Raw genomic sequence first — 18,651 nt, forward strand, 5'->3', positions numbered from 1 at the left:
TCCCCAAGACTCGGAAGGGCGTACGCCGGTGCATGAATACAGGCGTACATCAGTACGTGGTGGCCAATTGCCCTAAAGGGTATTTGACATGCAACGTCTTGCCTTAGAGTCCTCCTCGTCCATTCCGTCGCACTTCATTTCCGACGCACTTCCAGCCGCATCGGACGATCACCGTCGTGCTGTTCCGGGGGAGGAGCAGCAGGGCGAGGCGTCCGGTGCGGTGCGCGGTGGGGGGTCTGGTGCACCTGGTCCTCGCCGGCCGACCGCGGTCTGCCGGGGGCCGGTCACGAGCCGCGCTTTCGTGGTCACGCATATCGGCTCGCCCTGTCCGCACGGTGCTCCGCGCCGCGCCGGACGGGGTGCGAACCCCCCTGTCGGACCCGGATCTCAGCACGGACCGCCCGGGGGCGGGCGGTCCACCGGACGAGAGGGAAAACAACCCATGAGTGCGTTCCTTCGCCCGGCCGATGCGGACGAACCTCCGCTGACGCTGCTGCCGGACCAGGCCGTCTACCGTCCCGTCTCCTCACACCTGGCCATCGCTCCGCCGGTCAGCGTCGTCATCCCGGCGATGAACGAGGCGGCGAACCTCCCGCACGTCTTCAAGACCCTCCCGGACTGGATCCACGAAGTGGTGCTGGTCGACGGGAACTCCACCGACGACACCGTCCGGGTCGCCCGCGAGCTGTGGCCGGGCGTCACCGTCGTACCGCAGCGCGGCAAGGGCAAGGGGGACGCGCTGATCAGCGGGTTCGCGGCGTGCACCGGCGAGATCATCGTGATGGTCGACGCGGACGGCTCGGCCGACGGCGGCGAGATCGTCAGCTACGTCTCGGCACTGGTGTCCGGCGCCGACTTCGCCAAGGGCTCGCGGTTCGCCAACGGCGGCGGCACGGACGACATGACGTGGATCCGCCGGCTCGGCAACCGGATGCTGACCGCCCTCGTCAACGCCAAGTTCGGGGCCCGCTACACCGACCTGTGCTACGGCTACAACGCCTTCTGGCGCCGCTGCCTGGACCCGCTCGCCCTGGACTGCGCGGGGTTCGAGGTCGAGACGCTGATGAACATCCGGGTGGCCCAGGCCGGCCTGCGGGTGCAGGAGATCCCCAGTCACGAGTACCCCCGCATCCACGGCGACAGCAATCTGCGGGCGGTCCGCGACGGGTTGCGGGTACTGAAGGTCATCGCCCGCGAACGGGGGGCCGGGCGGAAACGGGTGCCCCGGCCGGCGCTGCTCACCGGGGAGGCCCGATGACCCCCGGCAGACCGGTGGCCGGACCGGCGGTGGGACCGGCGCTGCGGATCTCCGTCGTCATCTGCGTGCACACCGAGGACCGCTGGGACGACATCCTGGCCGCGGTGGCGTCGGTCCGCGGCCAGTCCCACCCCGCCCACGAGGTGCTGCTGGTGGTCGACCACCACGCGCAGCTGCTCGACCGGCTCCGGGAGCACTTCGGGGGCGCCCGCACGGGCGCGCCCGCTCCCGGTGCGCCGCCGGTCCCCGTGCTGATCATGGCCAATTCCGGCCCCCGCGGGCTGTCCGCGGGCCGGAACACCGGGATCGCCGCGGCGGACGGCGAGATCATCGCGTTCCTCGACGACGACGCGGTCGCCGAGCGGGACTGGCTGCGCCACTTCGCCGCGGCCTACGCGGACCCGGCGGTGCTGGCGGTCGGCGGGCGCACCGAGCCGGTGTGGGCGGCCGGCCGCCGTCCGGTGTGGTTCCCCGAGGAGTTCGACTGGGTGGTGGGCTGCACGTACCGCGGTCTGCCGCCGGGGAAGGTGCGGGTGCGCAACGTACTCGGCGGCAACGCCTCGTTCCGCAGGGTCGCCTTCGACCTCGTCGGCGGGTTCCCGATAGGGATCGGGCGGGACGGTGACCGGCGGCCGCTGGGCTGTGAGGAGACCGAACTGTGCATCCGGATCAGCCGCACCCTCCCGGACGCGGTGCTGCTGATCGACGACCGCGCGGTGATCCACCACCGGGTGCCGGCCGAGCGGCAGCGGTTCGGCTACTTCCGCCGCCGGGCGTACGCGGAGGGCCTGTCCAAGGCGCTGGTGACGCGGAGCGTCGGCGCCCGGGACGGGCTGGCGGCCGAGCGGCGCCACACGGCCCGGGTGCTGCCCGTGGGCGTGCTGCGCGGGCTGCGCGACGCGCTGCTCGGGCGGCCGGGCGGGGCCGGCCGGGCGGGCGCGATCCTGGCCGGCACGGCGGCCGCCGCGGCCGGCTACGCGCGGGGCACCCTCCGCACCCGGACCGCATCACGTACCCGGCAGGCCAAGGGAGTTGATACCTTCCCCGACGACGGCACGACAGCCGTGGCCGCCGCGCACGAGGGGGCGGCGGTATGAGCGACGACCGCCCTCCGAGAGTGCCGATCCTCATGTACCACGCGGTGACCTTCGCCCCGACCCCGGCCGTACGGGCGCTCTCCGTCACGCCCGACGCGTTCGCCGAGCAGCTCGCCGCGCTCGCCGACGGCGGTTTCACCCCACTGACGGCCGCCGCCCTCGCCACGGCCTGGCGGGGCGGCGGCCCGCTCCCGGACCGGCCGGTGCTGATCACCTTCGACGACGGCTACGAGGGCGTCCACCGCCACGCCCTGCCCGCCCTCGCCCGGTACGGCTTCCCGGCCACCCTCTTCCTCTCCACCGGCTGGCTGCGCGGCCCGTACGACACCGGGGACGCGCCGGACACCATGCTCGACTGGCGGCAGGTGCGCGAACTGGCCGCGGCCGGCGTGGAGATCGGCGGGCACAGCCACGGCCACCCCCCGCTGGACGGCCTCGACGACCACCGGCTGCGGCACGAGGTGCTGCGCTGCCGGGAGCTGATCGCCGAGGAGGTGGGCACCGCGCCGGAGTCCTTCGCGTACCCCTACGGCCACTCCGACCGGCGGGTGCGGCGCACGGTGCGCGGGCTCGGCTTCCGGCAGGCGCTCGCGGTCGGCAACGCGCTCGCGGCCCGCGCGCAGGGCCCTTACGCGCTGACCCGGCTGACCGTGCGGCGGCGTACCGGCACCGAGGAGTTCGCCCGGCTCGTCCAGGGCCGCGGGCTGGTCCGTGCCTACGCCGCGGACCGGGTGCTCACCAAGGGCTACGCGGTGGTCCGCCGGGCCCGTCAGGCGGTGCGGCCGTGTCCGCCGGGCCCCTGACGCCGAGCCCGTCGTGGCCCCGCCGCGGCGGAAGAAGGAGCAGCCACGCCGGTGTCTGACACGACCACCCGGGCCGCGGAGCGCCCGGCCCCGGAACCGGAGGCGCGGGGGTCCGCCGGACGCGCGCCGGGCAGTCCGCTGTTCCGCAACGCCTATGCGCTGATGCTGAACACCGGTGTCTCCGGTCTGCTCGGCCTGGGGTTCTGGCTGGTCGCGGCCCGCTACTACTCCGAGTCCGCGGTCGGTCAGGGGTCGGCGGCGATCGCCGCGATGAAGCTGCTGGCCGGGCTGACGGCGGTCACCCTGACCGGTGCGCTGGCCCGTTTCCTGCCGGTCGCCGGCCGCACCACCGGCCGGCTCGTGCGGCACACCTACACCGGCAGTGCGGTCTTGGTGGCCCTCGCCGCCACCGGCTTCCTCCTCACCCTCGACCTCTGGGGCCCCTCCTACCACTTCCTGCACGGCCCGCTGGCCGGCCTCGGATTCGTCGTGGCGGTGGTGGCCTGGTCGGTGCTCACCCTCCAGGACGGGGTGCTGACCGGGCTGCGCAGCGCCTCCTGGGTGCCGGCCGGCAATCTGGCGTTCTCCACCGTGAAGCTGGGGCTGCTGGTCGTCCTCGCCGCCGCGTTCCCGACCGCCGGGGTCTTCGTGTCCTGGGTCGCGGCGATCGCGGTGTCGGTGCTGCCGCTGGGCTGGCTGGTCTTCCGGCGGCTGATCCCGCGTCACGTACGGGTCACCCGGCGGACCGCCCGGCCGCCGTCGCCCGGCGAACTGGCCCGATTCCTGGCCGGCGACTCCACCGGCTCGCTCTTCTCGCTCGCCGTGGTCTACCTCGTCCCGGTACTGGTCGCCGCGCAGGTCGACGCGGCGGACAACGCGTACTTCTACATCACCACCACCATCGGCGGCACGGTCAATCTGCTGGCCCTCAACATGGGCGCCTCACTGACCGTGGAAGGGGCGCACGATCCGGCGGAACTGGCCCGGCACACCCGGGCCGCACTGCGCCGGATGGCGCGCATCATGCTGCCGGTCTGCCTCGGCCTGTTCCTCTTCGCACCGTGGATCCTGGGCGTGTTCGGCCCCGGGTACGCACGGGCGGCGACGCCGCTGCTGCGCTGGTACGCGGTCGGTGCCGCGCTGCGGGTCGCGATGGAGGTGCACTTCGCGGTGTTGCGCGCCCGCAGCCGCACGTCCGGACTGGCCGCCCTCCAGGGCCTGTTGTGCGTCCTGGTGCTCGGGCTGACCCTGATGCTGCTGCCGCACCGGGGGCTGACCGGTGCCGGGATCGCCGAGGTCGGCAGCCTGACGGTGATCGTCGCACTGGCCGCCCCGCGGCTCCGGCGGGTGCTGCGCGGCGGCGCCGCCCCGGCGCCGCCGTGCCGGGTCCCCCCGGACGGCCGCGCCCCGGACGGCGATCTGGCGGACCTGGCCGCCTACGGGGACCTGGGCGACGGGGCGTACGGCATGCCGCGGGAGGCGGCCGTACGCCCGAGGCCCGCTCGGCGGACCCGACCCGCGCGACGCAGCCGGCCCCGCACCCGGCGCCGTACGGGCCGGGTCCTCACCGCCCTCGTCCATGTGCTCCCGGCCGTCGCCGTGGCCCTCTTCTGGCTGCCGTTGCGCGGCACGGACGATGCCGCCCTGGACCGGATGAACGGCCTCGGCCTGATCTCCGTCCTGCCCGGCGCGACCCTGGCCGGGGCGGCCCTCCTGGTGGTCGCGTTCGCCGCGGCGCTCCGGCTCCCCCGGCAGCACCGGGCGCTGCTCACGTCCGTCCTCCTGCTGACGGTGGTCGCGCTGCACGCCCTGCCCGCCGTGCTGGAGGCCGAGCCGCGCTTCCCGACCGCCTGGCAGCACCTGGGATTCCTGGACTACCTCTCCCGGAACGGGGCGGCCGTACCGGACCTGGACGCGCGCTGGAGCTGGCCCGGTTTCTTCGCCGGGGCGCAGTTCCTCGCCGGCGCGTGCGGCGTCACCGACCTCACCGCAGTCCTCCGCTGGTGGCCGCTGGTCCTCCAACTCCTGTACCTGGCACCGCTGTTCCTCCTCCTGAAGGCGGTACGGGCCGGGTGGCGGGCGAAGTGGTGCGCGGCCTGGCTGTTCGTGCTGTGCGGCTGGGTCGGCCAGGACTACTTCTCCCCCCAGGGGTTCACCTACCTCTTCCACCTGTGCTTCGTCGCGATCCTGCTGGTGTGGTTCCGGGCCCCGCACGGGGAGGCCGGCCGCCGTCGCCCGGGCGAGGCCGCCGTCCTGCCGTCCGGCCCGGGCCGGCGGGTGGTCCTGCTGGCCGTCCTGCTCGCCCTCTTCACCGCGTCCGTGGCGGGCCATCAACTCACCCCCTTCGTCATGCTCGGGGTGCTCACCGTCCTGGTGCTCGCCCGCCGCTGCACGCTGCGGGGACTGCCGCTGCTGCTCGGGGTGCTGGTCGCGGGGTGGGTGGGGTTCCTGGCCGAGCCCTACTGGTCGGGCCATTTCGACGAGTTGTTCGGCGGTCTGGGCGGCGTCGGCGCCAACGTCACCTCGTCCGTCACGGACCGGATCACCGGCGGCGACCCCACCCACCAGCTCGTCCTCTACACCCGGGTGGCGCTGGCGGGCGGGGTGCTGGCACTGGCCTGCTGGGGCGTCCTGCGCCGGCGCGCGGCCGGCTTCACCGAACGCTCCCTGCTGACCCTGGCCTTCGTCCCGTTCCTGGCCTTCGGCCTGCAGTCGTACGGCGGCGAAATGGCCCTGAGGGTCTTCCTGTTCGCCCTGCCCGGCGCCTGCACGCTGGCCGCCCTCGCCTTCTTCCCGCACGGTACGGCCGCCCGGCCCGGCACTCTCGGCCCGCTCGCCGCGCTGCTGACCGGTCTGCTCCTGACCGGCGGCTTCCTCGTCGCCCGGTGGGGCAACGAGCCCTTCGAGCGCGTCCGGCCGGGCGAGGTGGCCGCCATGGACTACGTCTACGCGCACGACCGCCCGACGGTGCGGCTGCTGTGGCTGAGCGACGACCCGGTCAACAGCGTCACCCCGGCGATGCCCTGGGGCGCCAAGGACATGGAGCGGGTGGAGTACGTACCGACCCCGGCACCCCGCGACCCGGCCGCGGTGACGCCGCTCGTCACCGCCCTCCGGAAGGCCGGTCCGCAGTCGTATCTGATCGTCAACCACGGCCAGGCGGAGTCGCTGCGGCTGGACTCGGCGTACCCGCGGGGCTGGGAGCAGCGGCTGCGCGCCGCCCTCGATCACCGCCGCGACCTCCGCCGGGTGCTCGGCAACGCGCACGCCGCGCTCTACGCACCGCGGCAGCGCCCGCCGGGCACGGCCCCCGCCCCCCACCCGGGTCCCGCCGGCCCCCGGGTGACCTGGACCCGCTGGTCGGTGCTGGGCGCGCTGGCGCTGCTCGCCCTGCTGGTGGTGCTCACCACCCGCGAACTGCTGCGCGCCTCCGCGCCCTCCCCCACGCTTGGGCAACGCCGGCGGCTGCAGGCGCTCTTCTGGTTCGCGGTGCCGCTGCTGCTGACGTTCCTGGCGTCGCTGGTCCAGCGCTTTCTGACGATGTCGTAGGCGGCACTCACTCCGCGAGGGAGACCCACCGCACCCCGTAACCGTCCACCACGCGCTCCTTTCCGCCCACGCGCACCGACCCCGGCCGGTCCGCGGTGTTCACCAGCAGCGCCGTCCGCCCGTCGCTCAGCCCCAGGATGTCGTCGCTGCCGGTGGCCATTTCCCGCGGATGCGCGTCCGGCGGAAAGGCCCGGGAAAACCGCGCCAGCAGGGTCCACATGGGCAATTCCCGCCCGCCGTCCGCGGATTCGGTGCTGCTCCACAGGCACCCCGGGCAGTCCTTGCCGCCCTGCCCCTTCCCGTCCCCCTCCGGATTCCAGTAGAAGCCGCCGGCCGCCCCGCCCTCCGCCATCTCGATCAGCGCGGTGGCCTGGGCGGCGACCCGCTCGCGCTCGCTCCAGCCGCGCCGCCCGCCCCGTTCGTCCGCGACTTCGACGTACCACTCCGCCCACCACAGCGGCAGCCCGCTCGTCCTCCGCAGCCACCGCCCCACCTCGGCGAACTTCCGGGCGGCGGTGAAGACGTCGGGGGCGTAGCGGTCGTCCTTGCTGTAGCTCGACCCGTCGACGACCACGAAATCCGCCCCGGCCTTGTGCCGGTTCCAGTAGGCGAACGCGTCCAGCGTCCGCTGGTCGACATGTCCCCATGTCCCCTTGAGTGCCGACGGATACCGGCCGTCGCCCGGCACATAGCTGTCCATCACCAGATAGGGCCCGCCCACCTGGTTGTGCGCGTTGACCTTCTTCAGTTCCTGGTACACGAGGTTGTACAGCCGGGTGTAGTCCTCGGCGTCCCACCGGCCCTTGGCGTCGTCGAAGAAGCCCTTGAACTCGTTCCAGACGACGAAGTGCCGGATCTCCGGATAGCGCCGGGCGATCTTTCCGGCGAGCGCCGCGAAATCCGGGTAATGGTCCGGTTCCGGGGCCTTCTCCAACTGACTCCAGTCCGTCCGGCCGGGCGTCCCGCCCTTCATCCAGTCCGGCGCGCAGCACAGCGTCAGGACGGGCGTGCCGCCGGTGCGGCGGATCAGCGCCATCCGCCGGTCCAGATCGTCGAAGTCGTACCGCCCGGGGCTCGGTTCCGGATTACCCGCGCCCCAGCCCATGAGGTGCTGGTTCTGTGCCATCGGCTGCCCGGCGAGCACACGGGCCGCCCGTTCCACCGCCGCGTCCGCGCCCCGGTCCGCACTGAACTGGGTGTGCGTGAACCCCCACCCGACCGCCGGCCCGGCCGCCCGTTCCCGCGCCGGCCCCTTGGCGTCCCGTTGCCCGCCTCCCGGTGCGCTCCACAGGACGAACAGCAGCCCCACGCCCAGCACCACCGCCCCGGCCACGATCATCCAGGCCGTACCCTGACGTTCCCCACCACGACGTAGCACACGGGCAGATTAACGAACCAACTGGCCAGTACATGCCGTTTCCGGGCAATGAGCGGGGCTTCCCGGGCCGCGCCGGGGTTCCACTTCCTCCCTGGGACGGCTGGGACGGCATCGACAGGTGACCGGTCGGAAACGCTGAGCGACGCAGGGCACGTTCCGGTGCCGCTGCCAGTCGTTCGAGGAGGTTCCGATGAACCGACGCCTGTTCCGCAACGGTGTGGTCGCCCTGGTGGCCGCTCTCGCGATGGTCCCCGCGGTGGCGGTGGCCGACTCCGGTCCGTACCGCCATCCCGGGCGGTACGCGCACGCGGTCCACCACGGCGGTGGTGTGCCGGTGGTGGCGGGCCGTCATGTCCGGCATGCGCGCGGGGAGGCGGTGACCCCGCCCCGGGTGCCACTGAACGTCCGCTCGGGACCGGGCGTCACGTACCGGGTGATCGATCAGCTGGGTTCGGGGAGCGTGCACGGGCTGCGGTGCACGACGACCGGCAGCCGCGTCCACGGCAACCCGCACTGGTACCGGCTCGCGCACCGGCCGGGCTATGTCTCCGCCCACTACGTCCATGCGTTCCGCACCGTTCCGTGGTGCTGAATTCCGTGGTGCCGATCCCGCCACGACGGGCGCCGCGCGGGTAGCGGCGTCCGGATGACCTCCGGCCGCCCGCCCGTTCCACGGCGGTGGGCGGGCGAGCGGCCGGACCGATTGCCTGGAGGCTTGATGAGCACGGACTTCTCCGCGGCGGGGCCGGGACGCCGGGCGGTTCTCGGGTGGCTCGGCGGTGCCGCGGTCGCGGGCGCGGTCGCCCCGGGGCAGCGGGCCCTCGCGGCGGCCGGTCCCCCGCGGACCGCGCAGGGGCGGGCGGTGGCGCCGCCGGACCGGGCGCTGCCCGCACTGGCCGCGGCGGGGCGGCAGTTCCTCGCCGGGCGGCTGCGGCACACCACCGTGCTGCAGTCGTTCGTCCTCGACGGGCGCCGGGGGTACGTCTACGCGCTGCAGGTGGTGGCGGGCGGCGTCCGGCTGCCGGGCGAGCGGGCGGCCGTCTCGCACGCGGTGCGGGTCCGGCGGGGTGACCTGTGCCTGAACCGGCTGGCGCTGGACGGGTCGCCGGCCGGGCACATGTATCTGAAGGGGTTCGGGCACGGTGGTTCGATCGGCCTGGAGGAGTCCTGGGACGGCGTCACGCTGTGGACCGAGTGGGACGCCAACCCGGCGTCCGGGTACGGGCGCGGGCTGTGCCGTTTCGGGTTCGCGGACGGCCGGGTGCTGTCGCGGACCGCTCCCGGCCTGCGGACCTACCGGCCGCTGCCCGGTTCCACCAGCAACTCCCCCGCCGTCGACCCGGTGTACCGGCGCCTGCTGCTGCGGTACAAGAGGAGGGGAGTACCGCACTTCGCGCTGCACGATCTCGACCGGTTCCGGGCCGGGGTGTTCCGGCCGCTGATCACCTTCGCCCAGCCCGGGGCTCACCTGGGCCTGCCCTTCCAGGGCATGGCCCTGTACGGCGCCTCCGCGTACCAGCTGCTCGGCAGTGCGTACGGCGCGGGCAATCCGCCGTCCTCGGGCGGCAACGCCCGCCTCTACCGCATCGATCTGCGCACCGGCAGGGCGGTGTGGCAGCAGATGGACCGGACGGCGCCGGAGTTGTCCCCGCGCGAGCCGGAGGGGCTGGCCGTGTGGCGGGGCGGCGACGGCGGTCTGCCGCGGCTGTGCCTGGGCTTCACCGAGGGCCCGGCGGGCGCCCGCACCTTCCGCCTGTACGAAAAAGCGCTCAACTGACCTTTCACTCCCTTTCCGCACGGTGTGTCATCAACCACTGGTCATGGGTACACATTCCGCTATCCAGGAGGAATCAGACGCCCCGGGCAACCGGTTGGGGCCTCTGCGGGGGAACCACTGCCGCAACACAGGCAGGGCGGTAAGGGAGGCGCACATGGTGTCCCGCTGGCGGCCGCTGCCCGACACACTCGATCCGGCCGGGCAGCTCCTGGCCCAGGAGCTGCGCGTACTCAAGGAGCGGACCGGGCTGAGCCTGGACGGGCTGGCCCGGAAGACGCCGTACAGCAAGTCCGCCTGGCACCGCTACCTCAACGGCGAGAAGCTGCCGCCGCGCGCCGCGGTCGAGGCGCTGGGCCGGGTGGCCGGGGCGGACCAGATCCGGCTGCTCGGGCTGTACGACGCGGCGCACCGGGCCCGTACGGCACCGGCGCCCGCCGGGAACGCGCCGGCCGGCCCGGAGATCGGGCAGCCGGCGCCGCCGACCGGCCCCGCCCGGCGGAAACTCCGCGGCGCCGCCGCACTCATCGCCCTGACGGCCGTGGTGGCCACCATGGGGGCGGCGGCCTCGATCGCGAGCATCCCCGCGCACGCGGTACGGGCCGAGTGGACGGCGCCCGACTCCTGCCACGGCCACCGGTGCGAGGGCCGCTACCCGAGGCGGTTCGGCTGCCACCGCGACGCCCGGGCGGAGAGCACGATCACGGACGACACCTACACCGTGCGGCTGCTGTTCAGCCCGGCCTGCGGCACGGTCTGGTCGGAGGTGCGGCCGCGTTCCGGCGGCGCGCAGAAGGTGTCGATCTGGGTCGGCCGGGACGCCCGGCTCACCTCGCATCCGGGCGGCCGCACCGGACGCGCCGTCAGCCCGATGCTGGCCACGGAGGACCTGCACAGCGCGGTGGCCTGCGCCCGGGTGGCCGACCGGGTCGCCTGCACCGGCGCGCTCGAACTCAGGACCCCGGCCCGCCCCGGACCCGACCACGATCTCCCGGACCCGACCTTCCTGCTCCACGCGGCCCGCTGAGGCCGCCCCGAGGCGGGGACGGCGCTCAACCCGCCGTCGCCGGCACCGAGATGAGGACGGGCGCTCAGCCGATGATCCCCAGCACCAGGAACACGATCCCCGCGACGGCGGTGATCCCCGCCCCCAGCCCGAAGATCCACACCTTGTTGTTCTCGCCGCGGAGCAGTTCCTCCTCGGACTTCACCGACATGACGAAGACTCCGCCCTCGGCCGGCGCACCGACCGCCAGCCGGCCGTCCCCGTCGGCGGCCTCACCGTGCACGTAGAACCGGCTGCCGGAGCGGACGACCCACTCCTCGCGCCGGTACCCGATCGTCCCGTCGCCGCCCCCGAGATCGAGACTGAGCGGCCCGATCTGCAGGCGCCTCCCGCCTCCCCCGGCGTGCGGATCGAACCGGTCGAGGACCTTCTCCGCCCCGACGACCTCGGCGTCCCCGGGACGGACCACCATCCTTCCGGTGGCGTCCTCCACGAAGAACGCGGTGGAGCTGGAGTGCTCGGACAGCACGTCGGTGCACGTCCGGCGCCTCCGGTTGCCGCTGCCGTCGCGGTAGACCTCCTCGTACCTGCGCGTGATCTTGTGCTTGTGCCACACGCAGTCCACGCCCTCCAGCTCGGAGCGCAGCACCCCGTCCTTGTGGGGACGGGCCTGCCCCACGACCTCGCAGCGGTACCGGAAGTGCCCGGCCCCGGCGGCCTCCGCCGCCGCCTCGTGCAACGCCCGCAGATCCGCCACCGGCAGGGTCTCGGTGCTCTCCATCGCCCGCGCCCGCGCATGCGACACCCGCACCACATACGCGCAGACCACCGCGACGACCAGCCCGCCCAAACCTATCCAGATCACACCGAACCCTCGCTTCGCCCGCCCCCCTTCCGACCGCGCGACCCTATCCGGGGCGTCCTGGGGCGGGGCAAGCGGTCGGCAGCGGCGGCGTACGGGGCCCGTCTCCGGGCGGACCGGTGGTGCGTCCGGTCAGCGCTCCCGTCCGCGTGGCTTCAGCACCACCGGGGGGAGGTCGGGGGCCGGGAGGCGGGGGCCGGCGTAGCCGTGGACGGTGCCGAAGCGGGTGGTGTCCATCCAGTCGGAGCGGGCCTCGGCGATCTCCTCGTGGGTGCGGCCGACGAAGTTCCACCACATCACGATCTGCTCCTCGAACGGTACGCCGCCCAGGAGCATCAGGCTGCTGTCGGAGTGGGCCCGGAGCGGCAGGTCGGTGCGGCCGCAGCCGAGGTAGAGCAGGGCGCCGGGGGCCAGGCGGACGCCGTCGACCTCGGTTTCGCCGGAGATGGTCAGGGCGGCGTACTCGAAGTCGGGGTCGAGGGGGAGGCGGGTGTCCGTGGTGGCGGTGAGGGCGAGGTCGGCGCCGACGAGGGGCGAGTAGGTGGTGCCCGGGGACACCGCGCCGTCCAGTTCGCCGAGGATGACCGTGGCGGTGAGGCCGCCGTTGCCACCGGTGACCCGCGGCAGGTCGGTGTGGTGCTCGAAGTGCGCCGCGGTGTGGCGGTGTTCGGCGGGGAGGGCGACCCACAGCTGGGCGCCGTGCAGCAACGGGCCGTGGCCGTGCGGGGATTCCTCGGAGTGGGCGATGGCCCCTCCGGACGTCATCAGGCCGAGTTCGCGCGGGCGGACGGTCTGCAGGCTGCCCAGGCTGTCGCGGTGCAGCACCTCGCCCGCGTGCAGCCAGCTGACGGTCTGCAGGCCCATGTGCGGGTGCGGCGGCACCTGCATGCCGGGCTGGTCGACGATGTCGTCGGGTCCGTAGTGGTCGACGAAGCACCAGGCGCCGACCATCCGCCGGCCGAGGTTGGGCAGCAGCCGGCGGACCACGGTGCTCTCACCGAGCGGCACCTGCTTGCCGGGCTGGAGGTCGCGGACCGGGCCGGTGCGGCCGGTGCCCCCGCACAGACTCGGCGCGGGTCTGGTATCGAGGTTGCTCATGGCGTCACGATAGGCCGGGTGCGGGGGCGGACGGCGGCAGGCGCGAGGGGCCCGGGTGCGGCGCCGGGGACCCGCCCGGCGCGCCGTACGGCTCAGTCGTAGAGTCCGCGCAGCCGTACGGAGAGGCAGGTGACGCAGCCCTCCAGCTTTTCGAACTCGGAGATGTCCACGGGGACGGGCCGGTAGCCGAGGTCGGTGAAGAGGGCGGCGGACTCGGGGGCGCCGGCGGACATCAGGAGGGCGTCGCCACCCAGGTGGACGACGTGCGCGCCGGCCTCCTCGGGGACGGGCAGGAAGCGCGGGAAGGCGGCCGGGTCGTCGACCAGTGGCGGGTGGCCGATGACGGTGCCGTCGGGGAGCGCGGTCACCGCGGACTTGAGGTGCAGTACCCGGCTGACCGGTACGGCGATCACGCGGGCGCCCAACGGTTCGAAGGCGGCGCGGAGTTGGCGCACCCCCTCGGCGTTGGTGCGGCCGCCGCGGCCCACGTAGACGGTGTCGCCGATCTTCAGGACGTCGCCGCCGTCCAGGGTGCCGGGCGAGCGGATCGCGTTGACGGAGCAGCCGAGCGCCTCGACGGCCTCCCGGGCTGCCGGTATCTCGGGCCTGCGGGGGTCGGCACCGGGGCGGGCGAGCAGTGCGACGTTGCGGAACATCACCATGGTGTCCTCGACGAACACCGCGTCGGGGCAGTCGTCGGCGGGTGCCACCTCGGTGGTCCGCCAGCCGTGGTCCCGCAGTGCCTGGACGTAGCCCTCCCACTGGCGCAGGGCGAGCCCGGGGTCGACCGGGCGCCGGGCGATATGGGTGACCAGGCCCTCGGCGAGGCGCGGGCCGGGGCGGCGGACGAGGGCCTGTTTGCTGGGCATGGGGGTGGGCGGTCCTTTCGGGAGGCGGGGTACGGATTGCCGTGGGGGCCGGGCGTTCCGGGCCCCCGTGGTCGTGCCCGTCAGTCCTCGGCCCCATACGTGGCGCGCAGGGCGTTCTCGACGGCGGTGCGGGCGGCGCGCCGGTCCAGGCCGAGGCGCCGGACGCGCCGGGCGTAGCTCTCGGCGGCCGCGGCGGCCTCCTTGTCCGCGGCGTCGCCGGCCGCCGCGATGAAGCTGCCGTTGCGGCCGCGGGTCTCGATCACGCCGTCGGTCTCCAGGGCGCGGTACGCCTTGGCGACGGTGTTGGCGGCCAGGCCGAGGTCGTCGGCGAGGCCGCGGACGGTGGGGAGCTTGTAGCCGACCGGCAGGGCGCCGTCCCGGGCCTGGTCCGCGATCTGGGTGCGTACCTGCTCGAAGGGGGCGACGGCCGAGGCCTGGTCGATGGTGATGCTCACGGTCTGGGGGGACACGGGGGCGCTCCTGGTGGTGCCGTGATGTGTTTGTGGCACCCATTGTGCGCCAGGAGCGCCCGGCCTGCCGGGAGGTACGGGAGCCGGCGCGCGCGGCGGCAGGCCCGTGGGGGCGGGCCGGCAGGGGCTCGCTACACGTCCAGTGTCGTGCCCGTGGTCCGCAGCCAGGCGTTCATCCCGAGGGCCAGTTCGGCGCCGGGGCGGATGTCCTGGGTCGCGCCGTCGGCGGTGACCTCGGCGAGCGTGCCGGGGTCCAGCAGCGGCCGGACGGGGGCGTTCCGGTCAGCGGCCAGTTCCCTCAGTTCGGCGCGCAGTGCCTCGGCGTAGCGGGGGTCCTGGGTGCTGGGGTAGGGGCTCTTGACGCGGTCGGCGACCACGTCGGGCAGGACGTCGCGGGTGGCGGCGCGCAGCAGCGACTTCTCCCGGCCGTCGAAGGTCTTCAGCGACCAGGGAGTGTTGAAGACGTAGTCGACGAGTCGGTGGTCGCAGAACGGAACCCGGACCTCCAGGCCGACGGCCATACTGGCGCGGTCCTTGCGGTCGAGCAGGATCTGCACGAAGCGGGTGAGGTGGAGGTAGCTGATCTCGCGCATCCTCCGCTGGTGGCCGGTGTCGCCGTCGAGGTACGGCACTTCGGCGAGCGCCTCGCGGTAGCGGCGGGCCTCGTAGCCGGGCAGGTCGAGCTTGGCGAGCAGGCCGGTGTCGAGCAGCGCCTCGCGGACGGCTCTGCCGCCGGCGAAGCGGCCGGAGAGGCCGGCGGCGATCCAGGGGAAGGTGTCGGCGTGCACGGCCTCGGGGTCGTGGAACCAGCGGTAGCCGCCGAAGACCTCGTCCGCGGACTCGCCGGACAGGGCGACGGTGGACTGTTCGCGGACGGCCTTGAACAGCAGGTAGAGCGAGGTGTCGCCGTCGCCGAAGCCGTTCGGCAGGTCGCGCGCGGCGAGCACCGCGGCGCGGTGGCCGGGGTCCATCAGGGCGGCGGTGTCCAGGACGATGTCGTGGTGGTCGGACCGGACGTGTGCGGCGAGGGCGTGGGCGTACGGCCCGTCGGGGGTGCCGCGCAGGTCGTCGGGGCGGAAGTTCTCGGTGTAGCCGGTGAAGTCGACGGCGAACGAGCGCACCGGGCCGCGGCCGGCCTCCGCCAGCGCCTTGGCGGAGAGCGCGGTGATGGCGGAGGAGTCCAGTCCGCCGGAGAGCAGGGTGCACAGCGGTACGTCGGCGATCAGCTGGCGGGCGACGATGTCGTCGAGCAGTGCACGGATGTGCGCGACGGTGGTGGCCCGGTCGTCGGTGTGCTCGCGGGCTTCGAGGGCCCAGTAGCGGCGGACGGTCAGGCCGCCCCGGCGGACCCGGACGAGGTGGCCGGGGCGGACCTCGTGCATGCCCTGGTAGACGGCGTGGCCGGGGGTCTTGGTGAAGGTGATCAGCTCGGCGAGGCCCTCGGCGTCGACGGTGGGGTGGACGTCGGGGTGGGCCAGGATCGCCTTGGGCTCGGAGCCGAACAGCACGCCGTCGGGGGTGGGGTGGTAGTAGAGCGGTTTGATGCCCATCCGGTCGCGGACCAGCAAGAGTTCCTCGGTGCGGGGGTCCCAGAGCGCGAAGGCGTACATGCCGTTGAGGCGGTCGGCGAACGCCTCGCCCCATTCGAGGTAGGCGTGCAGCACCACTTCGGTGTCGCTGCTGGTGCGGAAGGTGTGACCCGACCGCTCCAGTTCGGCGCGCAGCTCGCGGTAGTTGTAGACCTCGCCGCTGTACGTCGTGACGAGCACGGTGCGGCCGTCGTGGTCGACGGGCATGGGCTGCTTGCCGCCGTCGATGTCGATGACGGCGAGCCGGCGGTGGCCCAGGGCGGCGTGGGTGCCGAGCCAGACGCCGGCGGCGTCCGGGCCGCGGCAGGCCATGGTCTGCGTCATCGCGTCGATGGTGGGGCGCTGGGTGGTGAGGTCGTTGTCGTAGGCAATCCATCCGGTGATTCCGCACATGGGGCGGCTCCTCCTTCGTGGGCGGCCGGGCGCCGCATCCCGGCGGCGGCCGGCACGATCACCGTACGCCCGGATAGATGTATCGACCACTGAACCCTTCGGCGGACCGTCCGGAACAAGCCAACGGCGTACCGCCGTGCGGAACGTGACGGTCCGGGGAGCAGCCGCTGGCGCCGGCGGGGAGCGGCCCGCGGCCACGGGAAAAGGAGCGGCGCGCCACCGCGACGGCGCGTACCGTGCGCCGTCATGACCGTTACCGTGCGCGATTTCCGCCCCGCCGACGCCAAGGCCGTCGCCGATCTGCGGCGGCTGGCCCTGCCCCATCTCCTCGCCACCCCGCGGAGCGTCGCCTGGGAGGTCTCCGCCGCCGCCGCGGCGCAGTGCCTGCGGCTGTTCGTCGCCGAACGGGACGGCCGGGTCGTCGGTTCGGTCCGTGCGCAGCTGCTGCCCGAGAGCAGCCGGCCGGGGCAGGCCACGGCCACCCCGCACGTCCATCCGGACCACCGGGGCCGGGGCGTCGGCCGCGCCCTGCTGACCTCGGCCGAGAACCACCTCGCCGCGGCCGGCGCCACCCGTCTCCTCGCCTGGGCGGTCGACGAACCCGGTGCGGTGGCCTTCGCCGCACGCCACGGCTACCGGCGCACCCGCGCGGCCCACTTCCTCCGGCTGGACCTCACGACGGCCGGCCTGCCGCCGCTGCCCACCGCGCCACCGCCCGGCGTCCGGCTGCACTCCGGCACGGAGTGGGAGGCCGATCCGCGTCCGCTCTTCGCGGCGTACGCCGAGGTCACCGCGGACGAGCCCGGTGACGTCCCGACGGACGCGATGGCCTACGACGACTGGCTGCGGCACACCTGGGAACACCCCCTCATCGATCCGGGCCTCACCTCGGTGGTGACCGTCGACGGCGAGATCGCCGCCCTCGGCCTGGCCGCGACCGACGGCCTGGGCCGCTACGCCTCGGCGATGACCGGCAGCCTCCGCGCCCACCGCGGCCGGGGCCTGGCGCGGCTGGCCAAGACCGCGTCCCTGCACCGCGCCCGGGAGGCCGGCTGCACGGTGGCCCTCACCGGCAACGACTCCTCCAACGCCCCGATGCTCGCGATCAACCGGTCCCTGGGCTACCGGTTGTTCACCAGGGAGTGGAGCTACGCCGCGGAGCCGGGGCCCGGGCGGCGCGAGGGCACGGAGGGCCGGGCGGCTCATGGCGAGGCGTCCAGGGGCACCGCGCGTCCCGGCGACGCGGGGTCGTAGGCGATCGGGTCGCCGGGCCGGTGCCAGTGGAGCAGGAAGCGGTGCCCGGCGCGCAGGCCCTCCAGGCCGGCCCGGCAGTAGGCGACCATGTCGTCCGGCAGGGCGTCCAGGCGGTGCCACGCCAGGCCGGCGCACTTGTCCGGCTCGCGGTTCCACGGCTCGCCGCCGGTGCCGTACACCACCTCGAAGAACCAGCCGATCCGGGGCCGGGCCGGGGGCGGTGCGCGGTGCTGCATGACCAGGGCGGCCCGGACGTCCTCGGGCGTCAGCCGCAGCCCGAGCTCCTCCGCGGCCTCCCGGATCACCGCCTCGCGGACGTCCTCACCGTCCTCGGCATGGCCCGAGGGGCAGTTGAGGAGGCCGTCCGCATAGCCGGTCCCGGCCCGCCGGGCCAGCAGCACCTCGGCGCCGCGCCGCACCACCAGATGGACGTCGACGACTTCGGTGTGCCGGCGCGGCAGGTCGGCGAGCAGGACGTACCGCTCGTCACGGACCTCCTTGCCCCACAGCACCGCCTCGCGCGTGAGGTCCTGCACGGCCGTGCGCTCCGCCAACGGGCCGACGAGGCGGGTCAGTTCGTCGGCCGGGATGCCGATCGGGTCCGATTCGCCCCAGCGGCCCTCCACCAGGACCAGCCGCCCGCCGGGCACCAGCAGACCGGCCCAGCGGCGCAGCGCGGCCGCCGGATCGGGCAGCGCCCACAGCAGATGGCGCACCAGCACGACGCCGAACCGCCGCTCCCCCACGGGTGGTTCGGCGGCGTCCCCGACCAGGAAGGCGGCGTCCCGCCCGGCGAGCTTGGCGCGGGCCCGCTCGATCATGCGCGGGGAACGGTCGACGCCCAGGACGCGGTGCCCCTGCTCCGCGGCGAGCAGGGCCAGACTCCCCGTGCCGCAGCCCAGATCGAGCACCTCGGCGGGCCCGGCCGGCAGCCACGTCCGCAACCGGGCGGCCCAGGCCGCGCGCACGGCCGGGTCGCGCAGCCCGTGGTCCGGCTCGTCGTCGAAGGTCTCGGCGGCGGCCTCCCAGTAGGCCGCGTCGGCCACCGGAAGGGCGGCCGGTCCCTGCCCGGCCGGTCCCTGCCCGGAAGGGCGGCCGGGATCGTCGGGGGTCAGGCCGCGGGGCTGCGGGGACGGGTCGGCGGGCGTGTGCGTGCTCATGTCCCCGATGCTGCCATCGACCACTGACAACGGCCCCGGACGACCGCCCCCGGCCCGCCGCGCCCGTTTCCTCCCGGCCTGCCTGTGGCCC

The 18,651-nt window shown here is 74.3% G+C and carries 15 protein-coding genes; 8 read left to right on the plus strand and 7 right to left on the minus strand.

The features are described 5' to 3' along the window. Positions 1 to 442: 442 nt before the first annotated feature. The 4 genes from V2J85_RS26440 to V2J85_RS26455 are packed head-to-tail and all read left to right on the plus strand — an operon-like array spanning position 443 to position 6,707. Positions 443 to 1,258, plus strand: a complete 816-nt coding sequence (locus V2J85_RS26440) for a glycosyltransferase family 2 protein (protein WP_261952333.1) — start codon at positions 443 to 445, stop codon at positions 1,256 to 1,258. Beyond that, positions 1,255 to 2,355: a glycosyltransferase family 2 protein gene (locus V2J85_RS26445; protein WP_261952332.1), complete on the plus strand. Its 1,101-nt coding sequence runs from the start codon at positions 1,255 to 1,257 to the stop codon at positions 2,353 to 2,355. The genes V2J85_RS26440 and V2J85_RS26445 overlap by 4 nt, the downstream gene beginning before the upstream one ends. After that, positions 2,352 to 3,158, plus strand: coding sequence for a polysaccharide deacetylase family protein (locus tag V2J85_RS26450; RefSeq protein ID WP_261952331.1), 807 nt, complete (start codon positions 2,352 to 2,354; stop codon positions 3,156 to 3,158). Before V2J85_RS26445 ends, V2J85_RS26450 begins: the two co-directional genes overlap by 4 nt. Positions 3,159 to 3,209: 51 nt before the next feature. Further along, complete coding sequence (locus tag V2J85_RS26455) at positions 3,210 to 6,707, plus strand: lipopolysaccharide biosynthesis protein (protein ID WP_330822951.1); 3,498 nt, start codon at positions 3,210 to 3,212, stop codon at positions 6,705 to 6,707. Between the two features lie 7 nt (positions 6,708 to 6,714). Here V2J85_RS26455 and V2J85_RS26460 read toward each other — a convergent pair whose 3' ends face one another. After that, positions 6,715 to 8,046, minus strand: a complete 1,332-nt coding sequence (locus tag V2J85_RS26460) for a glycoside hydrolase family protein (RefSeq protein ID WP_330822952.1) — start codon at positions 8,044 to 8,046, stop codon at positions 6,715 to 6,717. 229 nt (positions 8,047 to 8,275) lie between these two features. On the opposite strand from V2J85_RS26460, the gene V2J85_RS26465 reads away from it, so the two are divergent. From V2J85_RS26465 to V2J85_RS26475, 3 genes are all read left to right on the plus strand, one after another. Then, positions 8,276 to 8,677: an SH3 domain-containing protein gene (locus tag V2J85_RS26465; protein WP_330822953.1), complete on the plus strand. Its 402-nt coding sequence runs from the start codon at positions 8,276 to 8,278 to the stop codon at positions 8,675 to 8,677. A 126-nt stretch (positions 8,678 to 8,803) separates the two neighbouring features. Then, positions 8,804 to 9,862, plus strand: a complete 1,059-nt coding sequence (locus tag V2J85_RS26470) for a phage baseplate protein (protein ID WP_330822955.1) — start codon at positions 8,804 to 8,806, stop codon at positions 9,860 to 9,862. Between the two features lie 154 nt (positions 9,863 to 10,016). Further along, positions 10,017 to 10,886 (plus strand): helix-turn-helix domain-containing protein, encoded by an 870-nt coding sequence (locus tag V2J85_RS26475; protein ID WP_261952326.1) that lies wholly within the window; start codon positions 10,017 to 10,019, stop codon positions 10,884 to 10,886. A gap of 64 nt (positions 10,887 to 10,950) precedes the next feature. Here V2J85_RS26475 and V2J85_RS26480 read toward each other — a convergent pair whose 3' ends face one another. The 5 genes from V2J85_RS26480 to asnB all read right to left on the minus strand — a co-directional run bounded on the left by V2J85_RS26480 (position 10,951) and on the right by asnB (position 16,146). Beyond that, positions 10,951 to 11,730 (minus strand): GIDE domain-containing protein, encoded by a 780-nt coding sequence (locus V2J85_RS26480; RefSeq protein ID WP_261952325.1) that lies wholly within the window; start codon positions 11,728 to 11,730, stop codon positions 10,951 to 10,953. A 129-nt stretch (positions 11,731 to 11,859) separates the two neighbouring features. Then, entirely contained in the window at positions 11,860 to 12,825 is a 966-nt protein-coding gene (locus tag V2J85_RS26485) for a pirin family protein (protein ID WP_330822957.1), read from the minus strand. 92 nt (positions 12,826 to 12,917) lie between these two features. After that, positions 12,918 to 13,694, minus strand: a complete 777-nt coding sequence (ddaH, locus tag V2J85_RS26490; protein ID WP_261952323.1) for a dimethylargininase — start codon at positions 13,692 to 13,694, stop codon at positions 12,918 to 12,920. A gap of 80 nt (positions 13,695 to 13,774) precedes the next feature. Further along, entirely contained in the window at positions 13,775 to 14,164 is a 390-nt protein-coding gene (locus tag V2J85_RS26495) for a GntR family transcriptional regulator (RefSeq protein ID WP_261952322.1), read from the minus strand. A 131-nt stretch (positions 14,165 to 14,295) separates the two neighbouring features. Beyond that, positions 14,296 to 16,146 (minus strand): asparagine synthase (glutamine-hydrolyzing), encoded by a 1,851-nt coding sequence (asnB, locus tag V2J85_RS26500; protein ID WP_330822958.1) that lies wholly within the window; start codon positions 16,144 to 16,146, stop codon positions 14,296 to 14,298. 246 nt (positions 16,147 to 16,392) lie between these two features. Between asnB and V2J85_RS26505 the strand changes: the two genes are divergently transcribed. Then, positions 16,393 to 17,400: a GNAT family N-acetyltransferase gene (locus V2J85_RS26505; RefSeq protein ID WP_330822959.1), complete on the plus strand. Its 1,008-nt coding sequence runs from the start codon at positions 16,393 to 16,395 to the stop codon at positions 17,398 to 17,400. Here V2J85_RS26505 and V2J85_RS26510 read toward each other — a convergent pair. Next, entirely contained in the window at positions 17,349 to 18,560 is a 1,212-nt protein-coding gene (locus V2J85_RS26510) for a methyltransferase domain-containing protein (protein WP_330822960.1), read from the minus strand. The two genes, V2J85_RS26505 and V2J85_RS26510, sit on opposite strands and share 52 nt — an antisense overlap. Positions 18,561 to 18,651 lie beyond the last annotated feature (91 nt).

Source organism: Streptomyces bugieae (assembly GCF_036352915.1).
Lineage (GTDB): Bacteria > Actinomycetota > Actinomycetes > Streptomycetales > Streptomycetaceae > Streptomyces > Streptomyces endophytica.